This window comes from Kitasatospora sp. RG8, assembly GCF_017813315.1.
GTDB lineage: Bacteria > Actinomycetota > Actinomycetes > Streptomycetales > Streptomycetaceae > Kitasatospora.
In genome coordinates this window covers 1-18,511 of the sequence record NZ_JAGIYX010000041.1, presented here as the reverse complement: position 1 = coordinate 18,511, position 18,511 = coordinate 1, and the positions used below count along the sequence as shown (strand labels likewise).

Below are 18,511 nucleotides of genomic sequence, written 5' to 3'. Positions count from 1 at the left end.
GCAACACAACGGGGGAAACACCATGCAGGTCCATGCTGCGGAACAACGGCACCGTGCGCGCCCGACGGCCGGTGCCCGGATGAGAGGACGCGCTCCCTACGGCTATCTGGCCGTCGAGCGCGTGGTGGCCGGGCGGCGCGAACGCACGCTCGCGCCCGACGAGCGGACGGCGGCCGTGGTGCGCCGGATCTTCGGCGAGTACGCCGAGGGGAGCGGACTCCAGCTGATCGCCGAGCGGCTCACGGCTGACGGGATCCCGAATCCCGGCGCGGAGGGCGGGCGCGGCGCGGACGGTGCCGCGGCCTGGTCCAAGAGCGCGGTGCGGGCGATCCTGGTGAACACCCGCTACAGCGGCCGGTGCTCGGCCGGCAGTCCACTGGGGCACCGGCCGATCGTGCCGGCCGAGATCTTCGACAGGGTGGAGAGCAGGTTCGCGACCCGGCGCAGCGCGCCGGCGAGGTCCCACGAGCATGCCCAACGGCCGTACGCGCTGCGGGGGCTGGTTCGCTGCGGACGCTGTCAGCGGCTGATGCAGGGCACCTGGAACAACGGCGAGCCCTACTACCGGTGCCGGTTCCCGGCCGAGTACGCCAGCGCCAGCCAGATCGACCACCCGAGGAACGTCTACCTGCGCGAGCAGACGGTGCTCGAACCGCTGCACTCCTGGGTGCTGAAGAACTGCTCGCCGAGCCGGCTGCTGAGCCTCGACGGCTCGGTGGTGAGGCACGAGCGGGTGCTGCGCTCCACCGCGGTGAAGCTGCGGCAGCTCCGGGAGGCCGGGGGCGACTGCCGGGCCGAGGTCCTGCGGTCCTTCGGGCTGGGCCTCACCTTCGCCGACCACGACCGCACGCTGCACATCAAGGCGGAGCTCGGTCCCGGAATTCCGGTGGTCCGGGGCAGCGTCGTGCTGTGATCCCGCACCGGACGGCACGATCGGAATTCTGCGAACACCCATGGAAAGCCTGCGGGATTTCGGCGGACGAATAGCGTTCACGACGAAAGCCGCCGGGACGGAGGAGATATCTGATGGCTGTGCAGAACATGGTGGACGGCGAAGAACTGCGTGAGCTGGTGGCCGATGCGCTCGATGTCGAGCCGGAATCGCTCACCGACGACGCACTCTTCATCGAGGACCTGAACGTGGACTCGCTGGTGGCGCTGGAACTGGCGGTGACGCTGGAGCGCAGGTACCAGGTGAAGATCGACGAGTCGGAGATCGTGACGATCCGCCGCCTCACCGACGTGCGCGAGCTGCTGACCCGGAAGCTGGGCGGATGAGCCCGTCCCCGCTGCTGGCCGAGGAGGAGCCGGTCCGGATCGAGGAGTTCGTGGTCGAGACCCGGCAGTGGGTCGATCCGGACCACCCGGTCTTCGCCGGACACTACCCGCGGTTCCCGCTGCTGCCCGGGGTCTTCCTGGTGGACGCCGTCCACCGGGCCGTGCTGCGCCACGCGGCGGAGCGGGGACTGGCTGCGCCGCGGCTGGCCGAGGTCGGCTCGGTGCGGTTCGCCGCACCGGTCCTGCCGGGCGACACCCTGACCGTCGAGTGCACGGTCACCGCCGTGGACGGGGGCTGGGCCGTGCGGGCCGGCTGCCGGACCGGGCGGGGCAAGACGGCGACCATGCGGTTGCGGTACGCGAAGCCTGCCGACCGAGAGAGGGGCTGACGAGCCATGCGGGAGAACCCGCGCTACCTACTGATCGAGAGCCAGGGCAACTGGGCGGGCCCGAACGCCGGCCGGTTCCTGGACGACGCCGTGGCGCTGGCCGACGCGGGCCGCGAGGTCTCGGTCTTCCTCGTGCAGGACGGCGTGTTCGCCGCCGTGCCGGGCGCCGTGCCGGCGGTCGACCGGCTGGCGGAACTGGCGGTACCGGTCTGGGCGGACGACTTCTCGGCCGCACAGCGATCGCTCCCGGCCCGTTCGCTGGCCCCGCACGTCGAGGTGGTCGGCATGGACGCGGTGGCGCGGCTGCTGATGGCCGACGGCTGCAGGACGGTGTGGCACTGATGGCCGGCGGGATCGTGCAGCGACGCTGGGACCTGCTGCTGGTGGTCACCGCGGCGCCGCACTCCAACGACGTGATCACCTCCGCGCTGCGGCTGGCCCAGGCCGTCCTCGACGAGGGCAGGACCGTCCGGCTCTGGGCCTGCGGTTACGCCAACATGCTCACCCAGCAGTCGCAGGGCGAGACCAAGCTGGTCAACACCCGCGACCCGCAGGGGTACTACCCGTCCAGCGTGACCGTCGTACGCCGCATGCTGGCGGCGCACGGCTCGCGCTTCGCGTGGATCGCCTGCACCGCGTGCAGCGCCGAGCGGGGCGCCACCGACCACATCGCCGAGGTCCGGTTCCGCTCGCCGATGCGCTTCGTCTCCACGATCGAGAGCGCCGACAAGACCGTCTTCATCGGAGGTGCCTGATGTCGGACTACCGGGTGCTCGGGGTCATCGACCGGGCCTACCGCGGTGCCGTCGAGGTGCAGTTCTTCGACGCCCTGTACGGGATCCTGGACTTCCGGGAGCAGCTGGGCGCGGTCGCGCTGGCGCTGCGCGGTGCGGCGGTCACGCTGGCCGTGGACGAGACGGAGTACCAGCCGGTGCTGGAGCTGGGGGCGGTCCGGATGGACACCCTGCCCGACTACCGCAGGTCGGTCCGGGCGCTGGTGGCCGAAGGGGTGCCGGTCATGGTCGACGAGCCCGACCTGCGCCGCCTGGGGTTCACGCCCGAGGACCTGGTGCCGGGGGTGGCCTGCCTGGACACCAACCGGCTGGCGGCCACGTGGGACGAGTACGACGGGGTGTGGTTCGTGTGACCGCGGTGTCCGCGCCGGTCCTGCCGGCGGCCCCGGCCGGGGTGCCGGTCATCAAGTCGCTGATTCCGCACCGCTTCCCGATCCTGCTGGTGGACCGGGTGCTGGAGCTGGCCGCGGGCCGGAGCATCGTCACCGTCAAGGCGGTGACCTGCAACGAGCCCTGGTACCAGGGGGTGGCGGACGACGCCACCCAGGAGCAGCTCGGCTATCCGGTGCCGCTGCTGATCGAGTCCTGGTGCCAGTCCGCGGCGCTGCTCGCGGCCTGGGACCAGCCCGCGGAGCAGGTGGCCGGCCAGGTCGCCGTCTTCGGCGGGATGTCCGACGTGGTGGTCCGCGGTGCGGCGCTGCCCGGGGACGTGCTGCGGCACGAGGTGCGGATCAGCCGGGCGCTGGACGGGGTGTGGTTCTTCGAGGGCCGGACCCTGGTGGACGGCGAACCGGTGCTGGAGGTCGGCTCGGTGATGACCGCGCTGCGTCCTGCCTCGGCGCTGCTGCCGGACGGGACGGCGGTGTGAGCGGCACCGGGCGGGCGGGTCCGTTCGCCTTCGCCACCCCGCTGCGGGCCGTGGACCGGGTCGAGTTGCGCTCGGGCACCGGGGGGCCGGGCACGCGGGTGCACTCCGTCAAGGTGGTGACCACCGCCGACCCGTACATGGCGGGGCACTTCCCCGACCTGCCGATGCTGCCCGCGGTCTTCCTGCTGGAGGGCGTGCGGCAGGCCCTGGTGGAGGCGCTCGGTCTGGACGATCCGCCGCAGCTGCTGGAGGTGCGCTCGGCCCGGCTGCTGGCGCCGATGCTCGGCGGGGACGAGATCCACGTGGACGCGGCCGCCGAACCCCGGCCGGACGGGCGCGGGTGGGAGGTGCAGGCCGAGTGCACCCGCCGGGACGGCACCCCGGTGGCGCGGCTCAAGGTCGTGCTGGGCGAGGACGCGCCGGCCGCGGCGAGCCCGGGACCGGCGCCGCCGTGGCCGGAGCCGGCAGCCGCCGGGCCGGTGCTGGACCACGCCGCGATCCGTGACCTGCTCCCGGTCCGGCACCCGATGCTGCTGGTGGACCAGGTGGTGTCGGTCGTGCCCGGGCGGGAGATCTGCGCGGTCAAGGCGGTCTCCGGCAGCGAGCCCTGCTACCAGGGCCTGCCCGAGGGGCTGGGCGGGGACCGGTACGCCTATCCGCGCACCCTGGTGTTCGAGTCCTTCGGCCAGACGGCCGCCCTGCTCTGGCTGGCCAGTGCCGGGGCCGGCCTGCCCGAAGGGGTGCTGATGCTCGCCGCGATCCGCGGCTGCCGGTTCTCCGGGGCGGTGCATCCGGGCATGGTCCTGCGCCACGTCGTGCGCCTCGAACAGCTGGTCTCCGGGACGGCGTTCCTCTCCGGGGAGATCTGGGCGGCGGACCGCCGGATCGCCGTGGTGGACTCCCTGGTGGCGGTCAACCGGCCCGGGGCGGCGGTGCGCAGCCGGCGCTGATCCTTCGACACCTCTTGCGAGTTCCTGGCCCTGCCATATTCCGGCAGGGCCATTCGCTGTTTCATGGGGGTTTGTTGATCGGTGATTCCGGCTATTTCTGTGAACTCCCATAGCGGCTCGCCGGGGGTCTGGGGATTCGCCTACTGTGAGAAGCACGGAACGGGGGATCGGCCCCTTCCAGGGTAATTCCTGAGAGGTTGATGGAAATGACTGTTGTCGTCAGGGAAGATCTGATCGAGGAAATCCGCGACATCGTGGCCGAGGTGCTGGAGCTCGAGCCCGAGGAGATCACCGAGACGAGCCACTTCATCGAGGAGCACGAGGCGGACTCGCTGCGCGCCATCGAGATCCTCGCCCGGCTCGAGAAGAAGTACAAGGTCGAGATCCCGCAGTCGGAGCTGCCCAAGATGATCAACCTCACCGAGGTCTACAACGTGCTGGCGCAGCACGCCGGCTGGCTGGCCTGACCCATGCGACGGGTGGTCATCACCGGCCTGGGGCCTGTGTCGAGCATAGGTATCGGCGCGTCCGCCTACGGCGAGGCGCTGCGGACGGGCGTGAACGGGGTCTCCCCGATCGCCTGCTTCGATTCCAGTGGTTTTCCGTACTTCATGGCCGGAGAGGTGCACGACTTCCGGCCTGAGCGCATGGTCCGGCGACTGTCCGTCGAAGAGTGGGGCCGTACCAGCCTGTTCGCGGCGTCCGCGGCCCGGCTCGCGGTCGCGGACGCCGGGATCGACGAGGACGAACTCGCGGCCTCCAGGGCCGGATCGAGCATGGGGACCACCGGCGGTGAGTCCCAGGTCCTCGAGCGGCTCACCGGCGACGCCCTGGAGGTCGGGTTCGGGGCCCTCGACCCGGGCCTGGTCCGCCAGGTCTCCAGCGCCCGGCTCTCCCAGGCCGTCAACCGCGAACTGCGGCTGAGCGGCGACGCGGTGACGCTCTCCACCGCCTGCTCCGCCAGCAACTACGCGCTCGGCTACGCCTACGACCTGATCCGCACCGGCGAGGCGGACTACATGATCGCCGGCGGTGCGGACTCGGTCGGACGCTGGTCGCACGCCGGCTTCTACCGGCTCGGCGCGCTCACCGAGAAGGCGTGCTCGCCGTTCGACAAGGACCGGTCCGGGATCATCACCGGCGAGGGCGGTGCCGCGATGTTCCTGGAGAGTCTGGACTCCGCGCTCGCCCGCGGCGCCCGGATCCATGCCGAGGTCCTCGGTTACGGGCTGAACTGCGACGCCAACCACATGGTGGCCCCGCACCGGGCCAGCATCGCCGAGTGCATGCGGCTGGCCCACCGCAACGCCCGGATCAAGGCCTCGGACGTGGACTACATCTGCGCCCACGGGACCGGAACGCCGGCCAACGACCTGGTCGAGGCCGGGGCGGTGGTCGACGTCTTCGGCGACAACCCGCCGCCGATCAGCTCCACCAAGTCGATGCTGGGCCACACCATGGGCGCGGCCAGCGGTCTGGGCGCCATCGCGTCGGTGCTCGGCATCACCGGCTCGTTCCTGCCGCCCACCATCAACTTCCACACCCCGGACCCGCAGATGCCGCACATCGATCCGGTGCCCAACGTGGCACGGGCGGCCGATGTGCGGATCGCCCAGGTCAACGGGTTCGCCTTCGGTGGCAACAACGCCATCGTCATCCTGGGGAGGCACGAGTGAGCACGGCGCTCGCCATCACCGGCTTCGGCGTGCTGTCCGGCGCCGGCATCGGGCCGCGCGCACTGGCGGCCGCTCTCGACGCCCGGCGTCCCGAACCCGCCGATGTGAGCGGCATGTTCGAGGATCCGCTGCCGCACCCGCGGGCGCACGCACTGGTCGACTTCGACCCGCGCGCGCACCTCGGTCGCAAGGGCACCTCCTTCTTCGACCGCAGCACCGCGCTGTCCATGGTGGCCTGCAAGGAGGCGCTGGCCGACAGCGACCTCGCGGTCGACGACGACAACCGCGCCCGGGTCGGCATCACCCTGGGCACCACGGCCGGCAGCGCCAAGTCCACCAGCGACTACAGCCGGGACACCTTCACCCAGGACCGGCCCTACCTGGTGAACCCGCTGCTCTTCCCCAACGCCGTGATGAACTGCGCGGCCGGGCAGGCCGCCATCCGGTACGGCCTGCAGGGGGTCAACGCCACCATCGCGGGCGGTCCGATGGCCATGCTGAACGTGCTGCGCTACAGCCGGAACCTGATCGGCTGCGGCTACGTCGACGCCCTGCTCACCGGCGCCGTCGAGGAGTTCAGCCCGCAGTCGGCCTGGGCCGTCCAGTACGGGCAGGCCGCCCGGGGCGGTGACCTGCCGCCCGGCGAGGGCGCCGCCGTCTTCGTGGTGGAGAGCGCGGACGCGGTGCGCGCGGCCGACCGCCGGATGGACGCCGAGGTGCTCGCGGTCGAGGTCGGCGTCTTCGACCCGGCCGAGCCGGGCGCCGTCGGCGCGGGCCTGGCCCGCTGCATCGGGCGGGCACTGGAGGCGGCCGGCATCCCGGCGGCCGGGGTGGTCACGGTGGCCACCGCCGCCAACGGCATGACCGATCTGGACGAGCTGGAGGAGGCGGCGATCGACGCCGTCCTCGGGGCCGGGACGCCGCGGCTGCGGGTCAAGGAGGCGACCGGCGAGGCGTTCAGCGCCTCCGGTGCCTTCCAGCTCGCCGCGCTGCTGGCCCGGCACCGGGCGGATCCCGCCCGGGACGGCGAGATCTCGCTCATCACGACCCGTTCGGCGGACGGCGCCGTCGGTGCCGCACTGGTCAGGGGGTGGAGCCGTGTCGGTGGTGATCACGGGTAGTTCGATGCTGAGCTGCCTCGGCGATCTCGACGAGACCTACCGGGCACTGCTCGCCGGCCGCAGCGGGGTCGCCCCGCTGCGGGTCGGCGACCCGCAGAAGCTGGGCGTCCGCAACGCCTACGGCATCGAGGACCGGGGCGCGGTGCACTCCGCCGCGCCGCGGCTGGCGGGCCGTTGGCTCGCCCGGTGCGTGCTGGACGCGTTGCGCCAGGCCCGGATCGACCCGGCCGGGCGCCGGGTGGCGGTGGTGGTCGGCACCGGACTGCGCGAGCTGCACGGGGTCGAGCAGTGGTACGCCGACGGAGCCGAGCTCCGGCTCGCCGAGCTTCACTTCGGCACCGCGGTGCGCTCGGTGCTGCCGCAGGCCACTGAGATCCACACGCTGACCAACGCCTGTGCGGCCTCCGGCTACGCGCTGGCGCTCGCGGCCGACCTGCTCGAACTGGGCGAGGCCGACGCGGTGGTGGCCGCCGGGTGCGACACCATGACCGAGTCGATGCTCGCCATGATCGGCCGGGTCGGCACGTCGACGGCCGACATGGTCCGCCCGTTCGACGAGTTCCGGGGCGGGGTGCTGCTCGGTGAGGGCGCCGCCGCGGTCGTCCTGGAGCGGGCGGGCTCGCGCCCCGACCAGCCGGCCGCCCAAGGGGTGCTGCGCGGGGTCGGAGTGGGCTGTGACGCCTACCACGAGACCGCCCCCGACCGGGCGGGCATCGTCGCCACCATGCGCGACGCGCACAGTCGGGCCGGAGTCACCCCGGAGGGCGTCGACCTGGTCCTCGCGCACGGCACGGCGACCGCGCTCAACGACCCCACCGAGGCGGCCGCGCTGCTGGAGGTCTTCGGCACCGGCGGACCGCCGGTCACGGCGATCAAGGGTGCCATCGGACACACCTCCGGCGGGGCCGCGCTGATGAGCCTGCTGGTCGCGCTGGCCGCGATGCGCCGGGGCGAGGTGCCCCCGGTGGTCGGACTGCGTGCGCCGATCGCGGCGGCGGAGAAGCTCGACCTGGTCTACGGACAGCCGCGTCCGGCCCGTCCGAGGGTGGCCCAGGTGAACGCGTTCGGCTTCGGCGGAGTGAACGCGGTGGCGATCGTGGAGGCCGTCGATGACTGAGCACGCCGACCTGATCAACGTGGCCGGCTGGGCCGTGCACGTACCCGGCCTGAGCGCGGCGGAGCTGCCGGGATCGCCGGCCGAGCCGGCCTGCCCGCCCGACCGTGCCCTCGAAGTACTGGGCCGCAAGGGCCTGTTGGGCAAGGACCCGAGCACCCGAATGGCGCTGTGCGCGGTGCACCGGGCACTCGGGCTGCCCCCGGGCCGGCTCGCCGAGCCGCTGCCCGGCGCGGCCGGCACGGCGGTCGTGGTCGCCTCCAACCTCGGCAACGTCGAGACCGTGTGCGAGGTGCTCACCGACGTGCGGGAGCGGTCGGTGTCCGCCGTGAGCCCGCTGGACGCGCCCAACGCCTCCAGCAACGTGATCGCCAGCAGCATCGCCATCCGCTACGGGTTCACCGGGCCCAACCTGATGGTGTGCAGCGGGGCGACCGCCGGCCTCGACGCGGTCCGGCTGGCCCAGCTGCTGCTGCGCTCGGGCCGTGCCGGGCGGGCGGTGGTGGTGGGCGTCGAGCCCGCCGATCCGGTGGCCCGACGGCTGGCCGAACTGCGCCCGGACCCGCCCGGCGAACTGCTCGCCGGCGCCGGCTGTCTTCTGCTCGGCCGTCCCGGCGCCTGGCCGTGGACCACCGGCCTGCACCTCGGTCCGGTCCGCCGGGCCGACCGCGCCGTCCCCGCCGACATCCGGCCGGGTGAGCTCTACGGGGCCGCCGGCGTGGTCCGACTCGCCGTCACGGCGGCCGGTCTCGCGGCGGGCGAATCCGCACACGTCGGCTGCGGCGACCCCGAGGACGGCTGGGCGAGCGTCCGACTCACCCGCGCCGCAGCCGAAGGAGCCGCAGCGTGACCGGCAGGAGGACCGGCTCCCAGCTCCCGGCCGGAGGGGACTTCCCCCGCCCCCCGGCCGGGACCACCCCCACCCGGGACGGCTGGACCAGGGTGGCCGCCGAGGACGGCCTCGAAGTGTGGCGCGGACCCGGTGAGGGCCCGCCCCTGGTCGCGGCCCACGGCATCGAGGACTCCTGGCGCAACTGGCGCCCGCTCGTCGAGCGGCTGCCGGGCTGGACCCCGTACGCCCTCCAACTGCCCTGGCACGGGGGAAACCGCTACACCTGGCGGGCCGAGGGCAGCCCGGCGCAGTGGCTGCGCCGCGCGCTGGCGCTCGTCCCGGAGCGGCCGCGGCTCCTGCTGGGCCACTCCTTCGGTGCCAACGCCATCCTGCAGCACCTCGCCACCCTGGACGAGGACCCGCAGCTGTCGGCCGTGGTGCTGGCCACGCCGTTCTACCGCCCCGCCGACTACGTCCTCTCCGAGCAGTTGCGGCTGCGCTCGAAGGCGGCGTTCCGGCGGGTGCTGACGGACGGGCTGCGGCTCTCGCTCGGTGACAAGGCGAGCCGGATGGACCCGGAGATCCGGAACCTGATGGAGCAGAAGCTGCTGGAGCGCGCCGTACCGTCCGGATTCCCGGTGTTCTTCCGGGAGTTCACCGACTCCGGGCAGTTGGACCTGGCCCGGATCACGGTGCCGACGCTGGTCCTGGCCGGCTACCGCGACGAGGGTCTCACCCCGATGCGCGCGGCGGCCCTCGGCCGGGCGATGCCCGCGGCGACGGTGCGGCTGGACCCCGAGTACGGCCACTTCTGCCACGTCGCGCAGGCCGACCGGATGAGCCGGGACACGGCCGACTTCCTGCACCGGGTCACCGCCCGGCAACCCGACCACTCCCAAGGAGAGACGACCGTGACCGAGCTGCTCGACGGCCAGCCCACGAGCTACGTGGGGATGCCGCGCTACGAGGGCGCCAACATCCGTACCTGGATCGGCTTCAAGCACTTCATGTACCTGGTGGAGGAGGCGATCCTGCAGTACTTCCGGGATCGCGGCGTCGGTGCCCGGGACCTCTACCACCGCTACGGGCTGGGCCTGGAGATCGTCGACTCCTCGGTCCAGCTGCCGGTGGCGCTGGAGGTCGACGAGCAGGTGTACGCCACCGTCGTCTCGGGCCGGGCCAAGCCGGGCCAGGGCGCGCCGTTCAACGTCTCGCTCACGGTGGAGCGCAGCGGCGGCACCGTCACCGCGCTCAAGGGCAAGGTCCGGGTGGCCCTGGTGACCGTCAAGGACGGTTCGGGCACCGAGCCCGTCCCGCCCTTCCTGGAGCCGTACGTGGTCCCCGACGTCGCCGCGCTCACCCACGCCGAGGCGGGCGCCCTGGAGATCCCCGAGGGCCGCACCGTTGCCGAGGTCCTGACGCCGGAGGGCTCGGGCGCGCTGCTCTGGTCGTGGCGGGCCCCGTACTACTACTGCCACTTCTCCGACCGGCTCCAGCACTCCGCCTACGTCCGCACCCTGGAGGAGGTGGTCGACCGCTACCTGTACTCCAAGGACCTGGCGATCGGCCGGCTGCTGGAGGAGCGGGGGTGGATCCCGGTGGTCTCCCGCGCCCGGGTGCAACTGCTGTCCGACATCTTCATGGAGGAGACCGTGCACACGGTCTTCCGGGTCGAGGAGATCCTGCGGGACGCCATGTACACCGCCCGGATGGACTGCTACGTCCAGCGCGGCGACCGGCTGGAGCGCGCGGCGACCGGCACCATCATGCACGGCTACGCGATCAGCCGCGGAGAGCAGGCCGGCACCGTCGCCGTCCTCGACCAGGACGTGCAGGCCGCGCTGCTGGGCGGTGCGGCATGAGGAAGCCGCCGCGGCTGTACTTCTCGCTGCGCAGCCCGTTCAGCTGGATGGCCGTGCGGCAGCTGGAGGAGCGGCTGCCGAACGCCCAGGAGCTGATCGAGTACATCCCGTTCTCCGAGCCGGACGCGCAGAGCGCGGCCGCGCTGGAGGCGCAGGGCGGCACCTTCCACTACGTGGCCATGAGCAAGGCCAAGCACCTCTACATCCTCAACGACACGAAGCGGCTCGCCGCGAAGTTCGGCTATCCGATGAAGTGGCCGATCGACAAGGGCGACGAGTGGTGGGACCTGCCGCACCTCGCCTGGCTCAAGGCCCGCGAGCTCGGCGTCCACCGGGAGTACTACGCCGCGGTGATGGCGGCCCGCTGGGAGCGCGGCGAGGACATCTGCGACCCCGAGGTGCTGCGGGCGACCTGCGGGGCGGCCGGGCTCGACGCCGACGCGCTGGTCGGCGCCCCGGACGAACCCCACATCCGCGAGCAGCTGGTGCGCGGGCTCATGGACATCTACGAGGACGACGTCTTCGGCGTGCCGTACTTCAAGGTCGGCCGGCACCGCTTCTGGGGCCTGGACCGGCTGGACGACTTCCTGCCGGTGCTCGAACAGGCGCTGGCCGCGGCGGCCGCCAAGGCCTGAGGGCTGGCGCAGGAGAGGAGAGGCGTGATGAACCCGTCCGATACCCAGGACCTCCCCCTGGTCGATGCCGAGTGGGGCGAGGACCGGCTGGCGGACGTCCCGCAGGAGCTGATCGAGCGCCTGGGCGCGCTGGACCACGACACCGCCGGCGGCTGCGGTTGAGCACCGCGAAGCGGCCGAACCCCGACAGGCAAGGAGAAATGCAATGACCGAACGGCGTTTGGCCATCGTGACCGGCGGGTCCCGCGGCATCGGCCGTGCCGTGGCCGTCCAGCTCGCGGCGGACGGCTACGACATCGCCTTCTGCTACCGCAGCGGTGCGCAGGCCGCGGCCGAGACCGAGAAGCTGGTGCGCGAGCAGGGCGCACAGGTCTACCACGCGCCCTGCGACGTGGCGGACCACGCTGCCGTCAAGGAGTTCGTGGCCCGGGCCACCGAGGCCCTCGGCGACGTGCACGTGCTGGTGAACTCGGCCGGTATCGTGCGCGACAACCCGATGGTGCTGATGCCGGTCGCCGACTGGAACAGCGTCATCGAGACCAACCTCAACGGCACCTTCAACTTCTGCCACGCCGTCACCTTCGGCCTGATGAAGCGCAAGGCCGGCGTGATCGTCAACCTCTCGTCGATCGCCGGCGTCTACGGGCACGCCACCCAGAGCAACTACTCGGCGTCCAAGGCCGGCATCCAGGCGATGAGCATCTCGCTCGCCAAGGAGGTCGCCTCCTACGGCATCCGGGTCAACGTGGTCGCGCCCGGCTTCATTGAGACCGACATGACCGAGGCGCTGCCGGAGAAGCTGCGCGCGGCGGCGCTCAAGCAGATCCCGATGAAGCGCTACGGCGGCGCCGCCGAGGTGGCCGACCTGGTCTCCTTCCTGGTGTCGGACCGCGCGGCGTACATCACCGGCGAGGTCATCCAGATCGACGGCGGGGTCGCGCTGTGACCACGGCCCGGACCAGGGCGGTGCCGATCGACCCGGTCGACTGGGTGTCCGTGCGATCGGACTCCCAGGTCCGGGCCGGCCGCACGGTCCGCGCCGACGACCCCTACCTCGTCGGCCACTACCCGGACCTGACGGTCTATCCGGGCGTCTTCCTGATCGAGACGGTCTACGAGGCGGTGGCGCGGCTGGTCCGGCGGACCCACGGCCCCGGCACGGCCGCCGAGCCGGCCGTGCTCAGGTCGGTGCGCTTCACCACCGCACTGCGCCCCGGCGATCCGCTGGAAGTCGACTGCGAGTGCACGCCGGGCGACCGGCCCGACCGGCTGGTCGCCAAGGCCGTCTGCACCACCGGCCAGGCCAGGGCCGCACAGATGACCATCGAGTTCCGGCTGGTCGACACCGCTGCCGAAGGGGGGCCGCATGCGTGAGTACGCGCAGGTCCGAGGGCTGATCCCGCACGCCCACCCGATCCTGCTGGTGGACCGGGTGCTGGAGATGGAGCCGTACGACCGGATCGTCACCACCAAGACCGTCAGCGGCAGTGAGCCCTGCTACGCCGGGATGGCGCCGGGCCTCGGCGAGCGCGCCTTCGCCTACCCGCCCTCGCTGCTGATGGAGTCCTGGGGCCAGGGCGGCGCGATCCTGTGGATGGAGCGGATCCGGGCCCAGGGGCGCGAGCGCGAGGGTGCCCTGATCCTGGCCGCGACGCGGGACGTGACGCTCCATCACCCGGTGCTCCCGGGCGACACGCTGCGCCACGAGGTGCGGGTGGACCAGTACGTGGGCGACAACGTCATCCTCGGCGGGGAGTCCTGGGTCGGCGACCGGCTGGTGGCCACCGTGGGTCACGCGATCGCCGTGATGCGCCCGGCCGAGCACGTGAGCTGGGAGTCGTGACCATGGGACCCGATGCGGTCATCACCGGTCTCGGCCTGGTGTCCCCACTGGGCAACGACCTGGAGAGCTACTGGCACGGGCTGCTGAACGGCGAAGTGCCGATCCGCCCGCTGGACTATCCGGGCACCGCCGTGCACGAGCGGCCCACCTACCTGGTGCCGGGTGCGCCGGACGACGGGGAGGCCGGCCGGGCGAGCGGGTTCGCGCTGGCGGCGGCCCGGTCGGCGCTGGCCGACGCCGGTCTGGACACCGCCGAGGCGGAGTGGATCCGCGAGGCCGCCGGCGTCTGCGTCGGCACCGGGAACGGGGACAGCGACCTGCTGGAGGCCGAGCGCGACGGACGCCGCGAGCTCTCCGGGCTGCAGTGGTTCGGCTACCGCAGCGCCGATCTGCTGGCCGGCGAACTCGGCCTGCACGGGCCGGGGCTGACCGTCTCCACGGCCTGCGCGGCGGGTGCCTACGCGGTCTCCCTCGGGGCGGAGATGATCCGCGACGGGGAGGCCGAGGTGGTGCTGGTCGGCGGTACCGAGGCCGTCTGCCGCCCGGCCATGGGAGCGTTCCTGCGGCTCGGCGCGGTCGATCCGGTGCACTGCCGCCCGTTCGACGCCGAGCGGTCCGGCACCGTGTACGGGGAGGGCGCCGCCTTCCTGGTCCTGGAGTCCGCCGGGCATGCCGCGGCGCGCGGCAAGCAGGCGTACGCGTCGGTGCTCGGGGCCGGCTGGAGCTGCGACGCGCACCACGTGACGGCGCCGGACCCGTCCGGGACGCAGGCCCTCCGGGCGGCCCGGGAGGCGTTGGAGCGCGGAGGTGTGGCCGTGGCCGAGCTGGGCGCGGTGATCAGCCACGGCACCGGCACCCCCGCCAACGACAGCACCGAGAGCGGGAGCAGCTCGCAGCTGCTGGGCGACCGGACCCCCCGGGTTCCGGTGGCGGCGATCAAGTCCGCGCTGGGCCACAGCGGCGGGGCGGCCGGGGCGTTCTCCTGCCTCACCGCCGCCCTGGTGGTCCGGCACGGTCTGGTGCCGCCGGTGGGCACCCTGGTCCGGCCCGAGGACGGCAACGCGCTGCGGCTGGTCCGCGGCGCCGCCGAGCCGGTGACCGGGCGGGCCGCCCTGGTCAACGCCTACGCGTTCGGTGGCAACAACATCACGGTGGTGATCGGCGAACCGGCCGGACCCGCGACGACCGCCGCGGAGGTGGCGCGATGACCAGGAACGGCAGGCCGCTGGCCGCGATCACCGGGATCGGTCCGGTGAGCCGGGCCGCCATCGGGACGGCGCAGCTGGCGGCGGAGCACGATCCGCTGGGCGCCGACGCGGCCGAGGCGGTGGGCGCCGCCCCACGGATCAGGCCGCTGGACAACTTCGACCCGGCCACGTACCTGGGCCGCCGGGGCTGGAAGTTCCTGCCCCCGGTCACCCGGCTGGCACTCGCCGCGGTCCGGCTGGCGCTCGACGACGCCGGGGCGCAGGCGGTCTGCGGCCCCGAGCGGACCGGGGTGGTGCTGGGGACCAACTTCGCGGTGAGCGAGGTCGTCGACCGGATCGACCGGGCCCTGCTCAAGGACGGGATCAGCGGGATCAGCGCCGTGGAGTGCCCGAACTTCTCGATCAACGTGCCGGCGAGTCAGGTGTCGATCGCCCATGGCCTCAAGGCCTTCAACATCACCCTGGTCGACCTGCTCGCCGCCGGGTACGAGGCACTGCTGGTGGCCGGCTGGGCGCTGCGCGCCGGACGTGCGGACTCGGTGCTGGCCGGCGCGGTCGAGGGTCTGCCGCAGACCGCCGCCCACCAGGTGGGCGGTGCGCTGCTCGATGCCGGTGGCGCCTGCGTCCTGCACCTCGAAAGCCCCGAGCTGGCCCGGCGGCGCGGGGCCGAGGTACGGGGCTGGCTGACCGCCGGTACCAGCCTGCTGCTTCCGGAGGCGCCGGAGCCGGCCGAGCGGGCGCTCGGGTCGGCTCTGGAGCGGCTCGGCGCCGAGCCGCCGGCCCGGCTCCACCTCTGCGGGCCCGCGGGCGAGGAGGAGCCGGGCGGCTGGTCCGTCGAGCGGAGCGCCCGGGACTGGGCCGCGCACCGAAGCGGCGCGACCGAGGTCACCGTGACCCGCGGCGCGCCGCAGGCCAGCGCCACCAGCGTGCTCGCACTGGCCCGTCACCTGGCCCGGCGCGAACCCGGCGACGCCGTGTTCGCCGCGCTCGGGCCGCAGCGCCGGCTCGTCCTGCTGCGGGTGGCGCCGGCCGTTTCCTGAAGCGCCACCGAGCGCCGTGTCGCTCCGTCAGATCTCCCCAACACCCGGAAGAGAGCCCCCTATGTCGTCCGCCACGCCGCCGCCCGCCGAGGCGGCCGAGCTGCTCGGGCGCCGGGCCGGGAAACCCGGCCTGACGCTGCTGGCCGCCCTGCTGGGACTGTTCATCACGCTGCTCGACATCACCGTCGTCACCGTGGCGCTGCCCACGATCGGCACCGACCTCCAGGCCTCGTTCCGCGGCCTGGAGTGGGTGGCCAACGCCTACATGCTGGCCCTCGCGGTGTTCATCGTCACCGCCGGGCGGCTCGGCGACCTCTACGGGCAGCGCCGGGTCTACACCCTCGGCACGATCGTCTTCCTGCTCGGGTCGCTGATCTGCGCACTCTCCGGGCGGCTGAGCATCCTGGGCTGGGCCCACATCACCACGCTGCACCTGGGCCGGGTGGTCCAGGGCCTGGGCGGTGCGGTGGTGCTGCCGCTGACGCTGGCGATCGTCTACTCCTGCTTCGAGGGCCGCAAGCGCGCTCTCGGGATCATGCTCTGGGGCGCGGTCGGAGGGCTCGCCACCGCTCTCGGCCCGCTGGTCGGCGGTCTGCTGGTGGAGTGGATCGGCTGGGAGTGGATCTTCCTGGTCAACCTGCCGATCGGCGCCGTGGTCATCGTGGCGGCGCTGGTGGGCCTGAGGGATCCGGCGCCCCGGGCCGTCGGCAGGTCCGGCGAATCGCTGGACCTGCCCGGCCTGGCGATCGTCAGCGCGGCGCTCTTCTGCCTGAACCTCGGGTTGATCAACGGCGCGGCCTGGGGCTGGAGCTCGTGGCGGGTGCTCGGGCTGCTGGGCGGCTCGATCGCGCTGTTCGCGCTCTTCCTGTTCGCGGAGTCGCGGGCCACGGATCCGATCATGGACCTGTCGTGGTTCCGGCGGCAGAACTTCGGCGGCAGCGTGCTGGCCGGATTCCTGCTGGGCGCGGGCATGTTCTCGGTGCTTTTCTACCTGTCGATCTATCTGCAGAACGGGCTCGGCCTGTCCGCGCTGGCGACCGGTGTCCGGCTGCTGCCGCTGACCCTGGTGCTGATGCTCGGCGCGCCGCTCGGCGGCCGGGTGGCCGCGAAGCTGGGCGTCCGCAAGGCGCTGGCGGGTGCGTTCGTCCTGATGGCGATCGGTATCGCGCTGTTCACGCTGGTGGACCCCGAGGGCGGTGCCGACTCCTGGACGCTGCTGCTGCCCGGCATGCTGATCACCGGTTTCACCATGGGCGTCGTCATGCCCATCTCCTCCGAGCTGACCGTGGCCGCGGCGCCTCCGGAGCAGATCGGGGTGGGCGCCAGCGCCGGCACCATGTTCCGCCAGGTCGGCAACGCGGTGGGCATCGCGGTCATGGGCGCGATGATGAGCAGCCAGACCGACGCGGTCCGGGACAAGGCGGCGCGGCTCAAGGAGGCGGGCACGCTGACCGCGGAGAAGGCCGAGGCGCTCCAGCGGGCCGCCGTCACCCACGGCCTGCAGCACGGCGCCTGGTACGCGGCGGGGCTGACCCTCGCGGCGGCCCTGTTCGTCCTGCTGCTGGTGCGCGATCCCCGCTCGCCCGCGAGCCCTACCGCACCGGCCGAGCAGACCGCTCCCGTGCTGTCCGTCCACGACCGCCCGACCGTCTGAGTACGAGGGAGACACCGCCGCCATGGACCAGACCGCATTCCTCTTCCCCGGACAGGGCTCGCAGAGCCCGGGCATGGGAGCCCACCTGCTGGAGCGCCGGCCCGACCTGCTGGAGCGCTACTACCGCCCGGCCGACGAGATCCTCTCGCTGCCGCTGTCCGAACTGTGCCTGACGGGCTCCGCCGACGCGCTGCAGGACACCTCGATCACCCAGCCGGCGGTCTTCCTGACCAGTCTGGCGACCCTGGAGGTGCTGCGGGGGCACGGCGTGCGTCCCGCGGTGGTGGCCGGCCACAGCCTCGGCGAGTACACCGCGCTGGTCTGCGCGGGCGTGCTGGAGTGGACCGACGCGCTGCGGCTGGTACGGCGCCGGGGCGAGCTCATGGCGGCGGTCAACGAGCGGGTGCCGGGCGGCATGGCCGCGGTGCTGGGCCTGGAGATCGCCCAGGTCGAGGCGCTCTGCGCGCAGGTCCGCCAGGAGACCGGCCAGATCGTCGAGGTGGCCAACGACAACGCGCCGGGGCAGGTCGTCGTGTCCGGGCAGCGTGAGGCGGTGGCGGTGCTCTCCGGGGTGGCCAAGGAGGCGGGAGCGATCCGCGCGGTCACCCTGGAGGTGGGCGCGCCCTTCCACTGCAGCCTGATGGCGGGCATCGAGGCCGAGTTCGCGCGGGAGTTGGCCGCGGTGGAGTTCCGGGACCCGGTACTGCCGGTCGTCTCCGGGGGCACGGCCGGGCGGGTGACCAGTGCCGGGGAGGCGGTGGCCGCTCTGCGCGGGCAGCTCGCCGGCCGGGTCCGCTGGGTCGCCGCCGTGCGGCGGATGGCCGAGGAGGGGGCCCAGCGGTTCCTGGAGGTCGGGCCCGGCCGGGTGTTGAGCACCCTCAGCCGTCGGATCGAGCCGCAGCTGCCCGCATTCACCACGAACGACGAGGGCCGGCTCGCCCGGGCGATCGAGGAGATCGCACCGGACACCGTCCGGGCCTGAACCGCTCAGCTGTTTCCAACGGGGGGATCACGCGATGAACGAGGAAGAGTCCGGCGGCAGCCGGCGGCGTCTGCCGGTCGAGGAACTGCACGCCCTGAGGGAGGAGGTCCGCCGCGGCCCCGGCGAGAAGGCCACGGAGGCGCAGCACGCCAAGGGCAAGCTGACCGCCCGCGAGCGGATCGACCTGCTGCTGGACGAGGGTTCGTTCCGTGAGGTGGAGCCGCTGCGCCGGCACCGCGCGACCGGTTTCGGCCTGGAGGCGAGG

Annotated in this window: 24 protein-coding genes; all 24 read left to right on the top strand. The window is 73.0% G+C overall.

The genetic code is table 11. The annotated features are described in order from the left end of the window. Positions 1 to 79: 79 nt before the first annotated feature. On the top strand, positions 80 to 913 hold the full coding sequence (locus J5Y04_RS37010) for a recombinase family protein (RefSeq protein ID WP_209416929.1): 834 nt from the start codon (positions 80 to 82) through the stop codon (positions 911 to 913). Between the two features lie 113 nt (positions 914 to 1,026). Continuing rightward, a complete protein-coding gene (locus J5Y04_RS37005; protein WP_209416928.1) occupies positions 1,027 to 1,278 on the top strand; it encodes an acyl carrier protein in 252 nt (83 codons plus the stop codon). After that, a complete protein-coding gene (locus tag J5Y04_RS37000) occupies positions 1,275 to 1,667 on the top strand; it encodes a 3-hydroxyacyl-ACP dehydratase FabZ family protein (protein WP_209416927.1) in 393 nt (130 codons plus the stop codon). Before J5Y04_RS37005 ends, J5Y04_RS37000 begins: the two co-directional genes overlap by 4 nt. 6 nt (positions 1,668 to 1,673) lie before the next feature. Continuing rightward, on the top strand, positions 1,674 to 2,009 hold the full coding sequence (locus J5Y04_RS36995) for a DsrE family protein (RefSeq protein WP_209416926.1): 336 nt from the start codon (positions 1,674 to 1,676) through the stop codon (positions 2,007 to 2,009). Next, the gene (locus tag J5Y04_RS36990; RefSeq protein ID WP_209416925.1) at positions 2,000 to 2,422 is read left to right on the top strand and encodes a hypothetical protein; all 423 of its coding nucleotides are present in this window, start codon (positions 2,000 to 2,002) and stop codon (positions 2,420 to 2,422) included. Before J5Y04_RS36995 ends, J5Y04_RS36990 begins: the two co-directional genes overlap by 10 nt. Next, positions 2,422 to 2,814, top strand: coding sequence for a hypothetical protein (locus J5Y04_RS36985; protein ID WP_209416924.1), 393 nt, complete (start codon positions 2,422 to 2,424; stop codon positions 2,812 to 2,814). Before J5Y04_RS36990 ends, J5Y04_RS36985 begins: the two co-directional genes overlap by 1 nt. After that, positions 2,811 to 3,329, top strand: coding sequence for a 3-hydroxyacyl-ACP dehydratase FabZ family protein (locus J5Y04_RS36980; RefSeq protein WP_307853492.1), 519 nt, complete (start codon positions 2,811 to 2,813; stop codon positions 3,327 to 3,329). Before J5Y04_RS36985 ends, J5Y04_RS36980 begins: the two co-directional genes overlap by 4 nt. Further along, positions 3,326 to 4,279, top strand: a complete 954-nt coding sequence (locus J5Y04_RS36975) for a hypothetical protein (RefSeq protein ID WP_209416923.1) — start codon at positions 3,326 to 3,328, stop codon at positions 4,277 to 4,279. The genes J5Y04_RS36980 and J5Y04_RS36975 overlap by 4 nt, the downstream gene beginning before the upstream one ends. A gap of 206 nt (positions 4,280 to 4,485) precedes the next feature. Next, entirely contained in the window at positions 4,486 to 4,746 is a 261-nt protein-coding gene (locus J5Y04_RS36970; protein WP_209416922.1) for an acyl carrier protein, read from the top strand. A gap of 3 nt (positions 4,747 to 4,749) precedes the next feature. Further along, positions 4,750 to 5,955 (top strand): beta-ketoacyl synthase, encoded by a 1,206-nt coding sequence (locus tag J5Y04_RS36965; RefSeq protein WP_209416921.1) that lies wholly within the window; start codon positions 4,750 to 4,752, stop codon positions 5,953 to 5,955. After that, positions 5,952 to 7,076 (top strand): beta-ketoacyl synthase N-terminal-like domain-containing protein, encoded by a 1,125-nt coding sequence (locus J5Y04_RS43785; protein WP_209416920.1) that lies wholly within the window; start codon positions 5,952 to 5,954, stop codon positions 7,074 to 7,076. Before J5Y04_RS36965 ends, J5Y04_RS43785 begins: the two co-directional genes overlap by 4 nt. Further along, positions 7,060 to 8,193 carry a beta-ketoacyl synthase N-terminal-like domain-containing protein gene (locus tag J5Y04_RS36955; protein WP_307853491.1) on the top strand — a complete coding sequence of 378 codons (1,134 nt, stop codon included), beginning with the start codon at positions 7,060 to 7,062 and terminating at the stop codon, positions 8,191 to 8,193. Before J5Y04_RS43785 ends, J5Y04_RS36955 begins: the two co-directional genes overlap by 17 nt. Beyond that, a complete protein-coding gene (locus J5Y04_RS36950) occupies positions 8,186 to 9,040 on the top strand; it encodes a beta-ketoacyl synthase N-terminal-like domain-containing protein (protein ID WP_209416918.1) in 855 nt (284 codons plus the stop codon). Before J5Y04_RS36955 ends, J5Y04_RS36950 begins: the two co-directional genes overlap by 8 nt. Next, complete coding sequence (locus tag J5Y04_RS36945) at positions 9,037 to 10,884, top strand: alpha/beta fold hydrolase (protein WP_209416917.1); 1,848 nt, start codon at positions 9,037 to 9,039, stop codon at positions 10,882 to 10,884. Before J5Y04_RS36950 ends, J5Y04_RS36945 begins: the two co-directional genes overlap by 4 nt. Beyond that, on the top strand, positions 10,881 to 11,519 hold the full coding sequence (locus tag J5Y04_RS36940) for a 2-hydroxychromene-2-carboxylate isomerase (RefSeq protein WP_209416916.1): 639 nt from the start codon (positions 10,881 to 10,883) through the stop codon (positions 11,517 to 11,519). Before J5Y04_RS36945 ends, J5Y04_RS36940 begins: the two co-directional genes overlap by 4 nt. A gap of 27 nt (positions 11,520 to 11,546) precedes the next feature. Further along, complete coding sequence (locus tag J5Y04_RS43060; protein ID WP_256463611.1) at positions 11,547 to 11,681, top strand: hypothetical protein; 135 nt, start codon at positions 11,547 to 11,549, stop codon at positions 11,679 to 11,681. A 43-nt stretch (positions 11,682 to 11,724) separates the two neighbouring features. Beyond that, positions 11,725 to 12,465 (top strand): 3-oxoacyl-[acyl-carrier-protein] reductase, encoded by a 741-nt coding sequence (gene fabG / locus J5Y04_RS36935; protein ID WP_209416915.1) that lies wholly within the window; start codon positions 11,725 to 11,727, stop codon positions 12,463 to 12,465. Beyond that, positions 12,462 to 12,893 carry a 3-hydroxyacyl-ACP dehydratase FabZ family protein gene (locus tag J5Y04_RS36930; protein ID WP_209416914.1) on the top strand — a complete coding sequence of 144 codons (432 nt, stop codon included), beginning with the start codon at positions 12,462 to 12,464 and terminating at the stop codon, positions 12,891 to 12,893. The genes fabG and J5Y04_RS36930 overlap by 4 nt, the downstream gene beginning before the upstream one ends. After that, complete coding sequence (locus tag J5Y04_RS36925; protein WP_209416913.1) at positions 12,886 to 13,362, top strand: 3-hydroxyacyl-ACP dehydratase FabZ family protein; 477 nt, start codon at positions 12,886 to 12,888, stop codon at positions 13,360 to 13,362. The genes J5Y04_RS36930 and J5Y04_RS36925 overlap by 8 nt, the downstream gene beginning before the upstream one ends. A 2-nt stretch (positions 13,363 to 13,364) precedes the next feature. Beyond that, a complete protein-coding gene (locus tag J5Y04_RS36920) occupies positions 13,365 to 14,570 on the top strand; it encodes a beta-ketoacyl-[acyl-carrier-protein] synthase family protein (RefSeq protein ID WP_209416912.1) in 1,206 nt (401 codons plus the stop codon). Continuing rightward, on the top strand, positions 14,567 to 15,610 hold the full coding sequence (locus tag J5Y04_RS36915) for a beta-ketoacyl synthase N-terminal-like domain-containing protein (protein ID WP_209416911.1): 1,044 nt from the start codon (positions 14,567 to 14,569) through the stop codon (positions 15,608 to 15,610). The genes J5Y04_RS36920 and J5Y04_RS36915 overlap by 4 nt, the downstream gene beginning before the upstream one ends. A gap of 61 nt (positions 15,611 to 15,671) precedes the next feature. After that, positions 15,672 to 17,264, top strand: coding sequence for an MFS transporter (locus tag J5Y04_RS36910; protein ID WP_209416910.1), 1,593 nt, complete (start codon positions 15,672 to 15,674; stop codon positions 17,262 to 17,264). A 22-nt stretch (positions 17,265 to 17,286) separates the two neighbouring features. Next, complete coding sequence (fabD, locus tag J5Y04_RS36905; protein ID WP_209416909.1) at positions 17,287 to 18,246, top strand: ACP S-malonyltransferase; 960 nt, start codon at positions 17,287 to 17,289, stop codon at positions 18,244 to 18,246. 34 nt (positions 18,247 to 18,280) lie between these two features. Beyond that, positions 18,281 to 18,511 (top strand): carboxyl transferase domain-containing protein (locus tag J5Y04_RS36900; protein ID WP_305852887.1); only part of this gene is annotated, 231 nt, incomplete at its 3' end.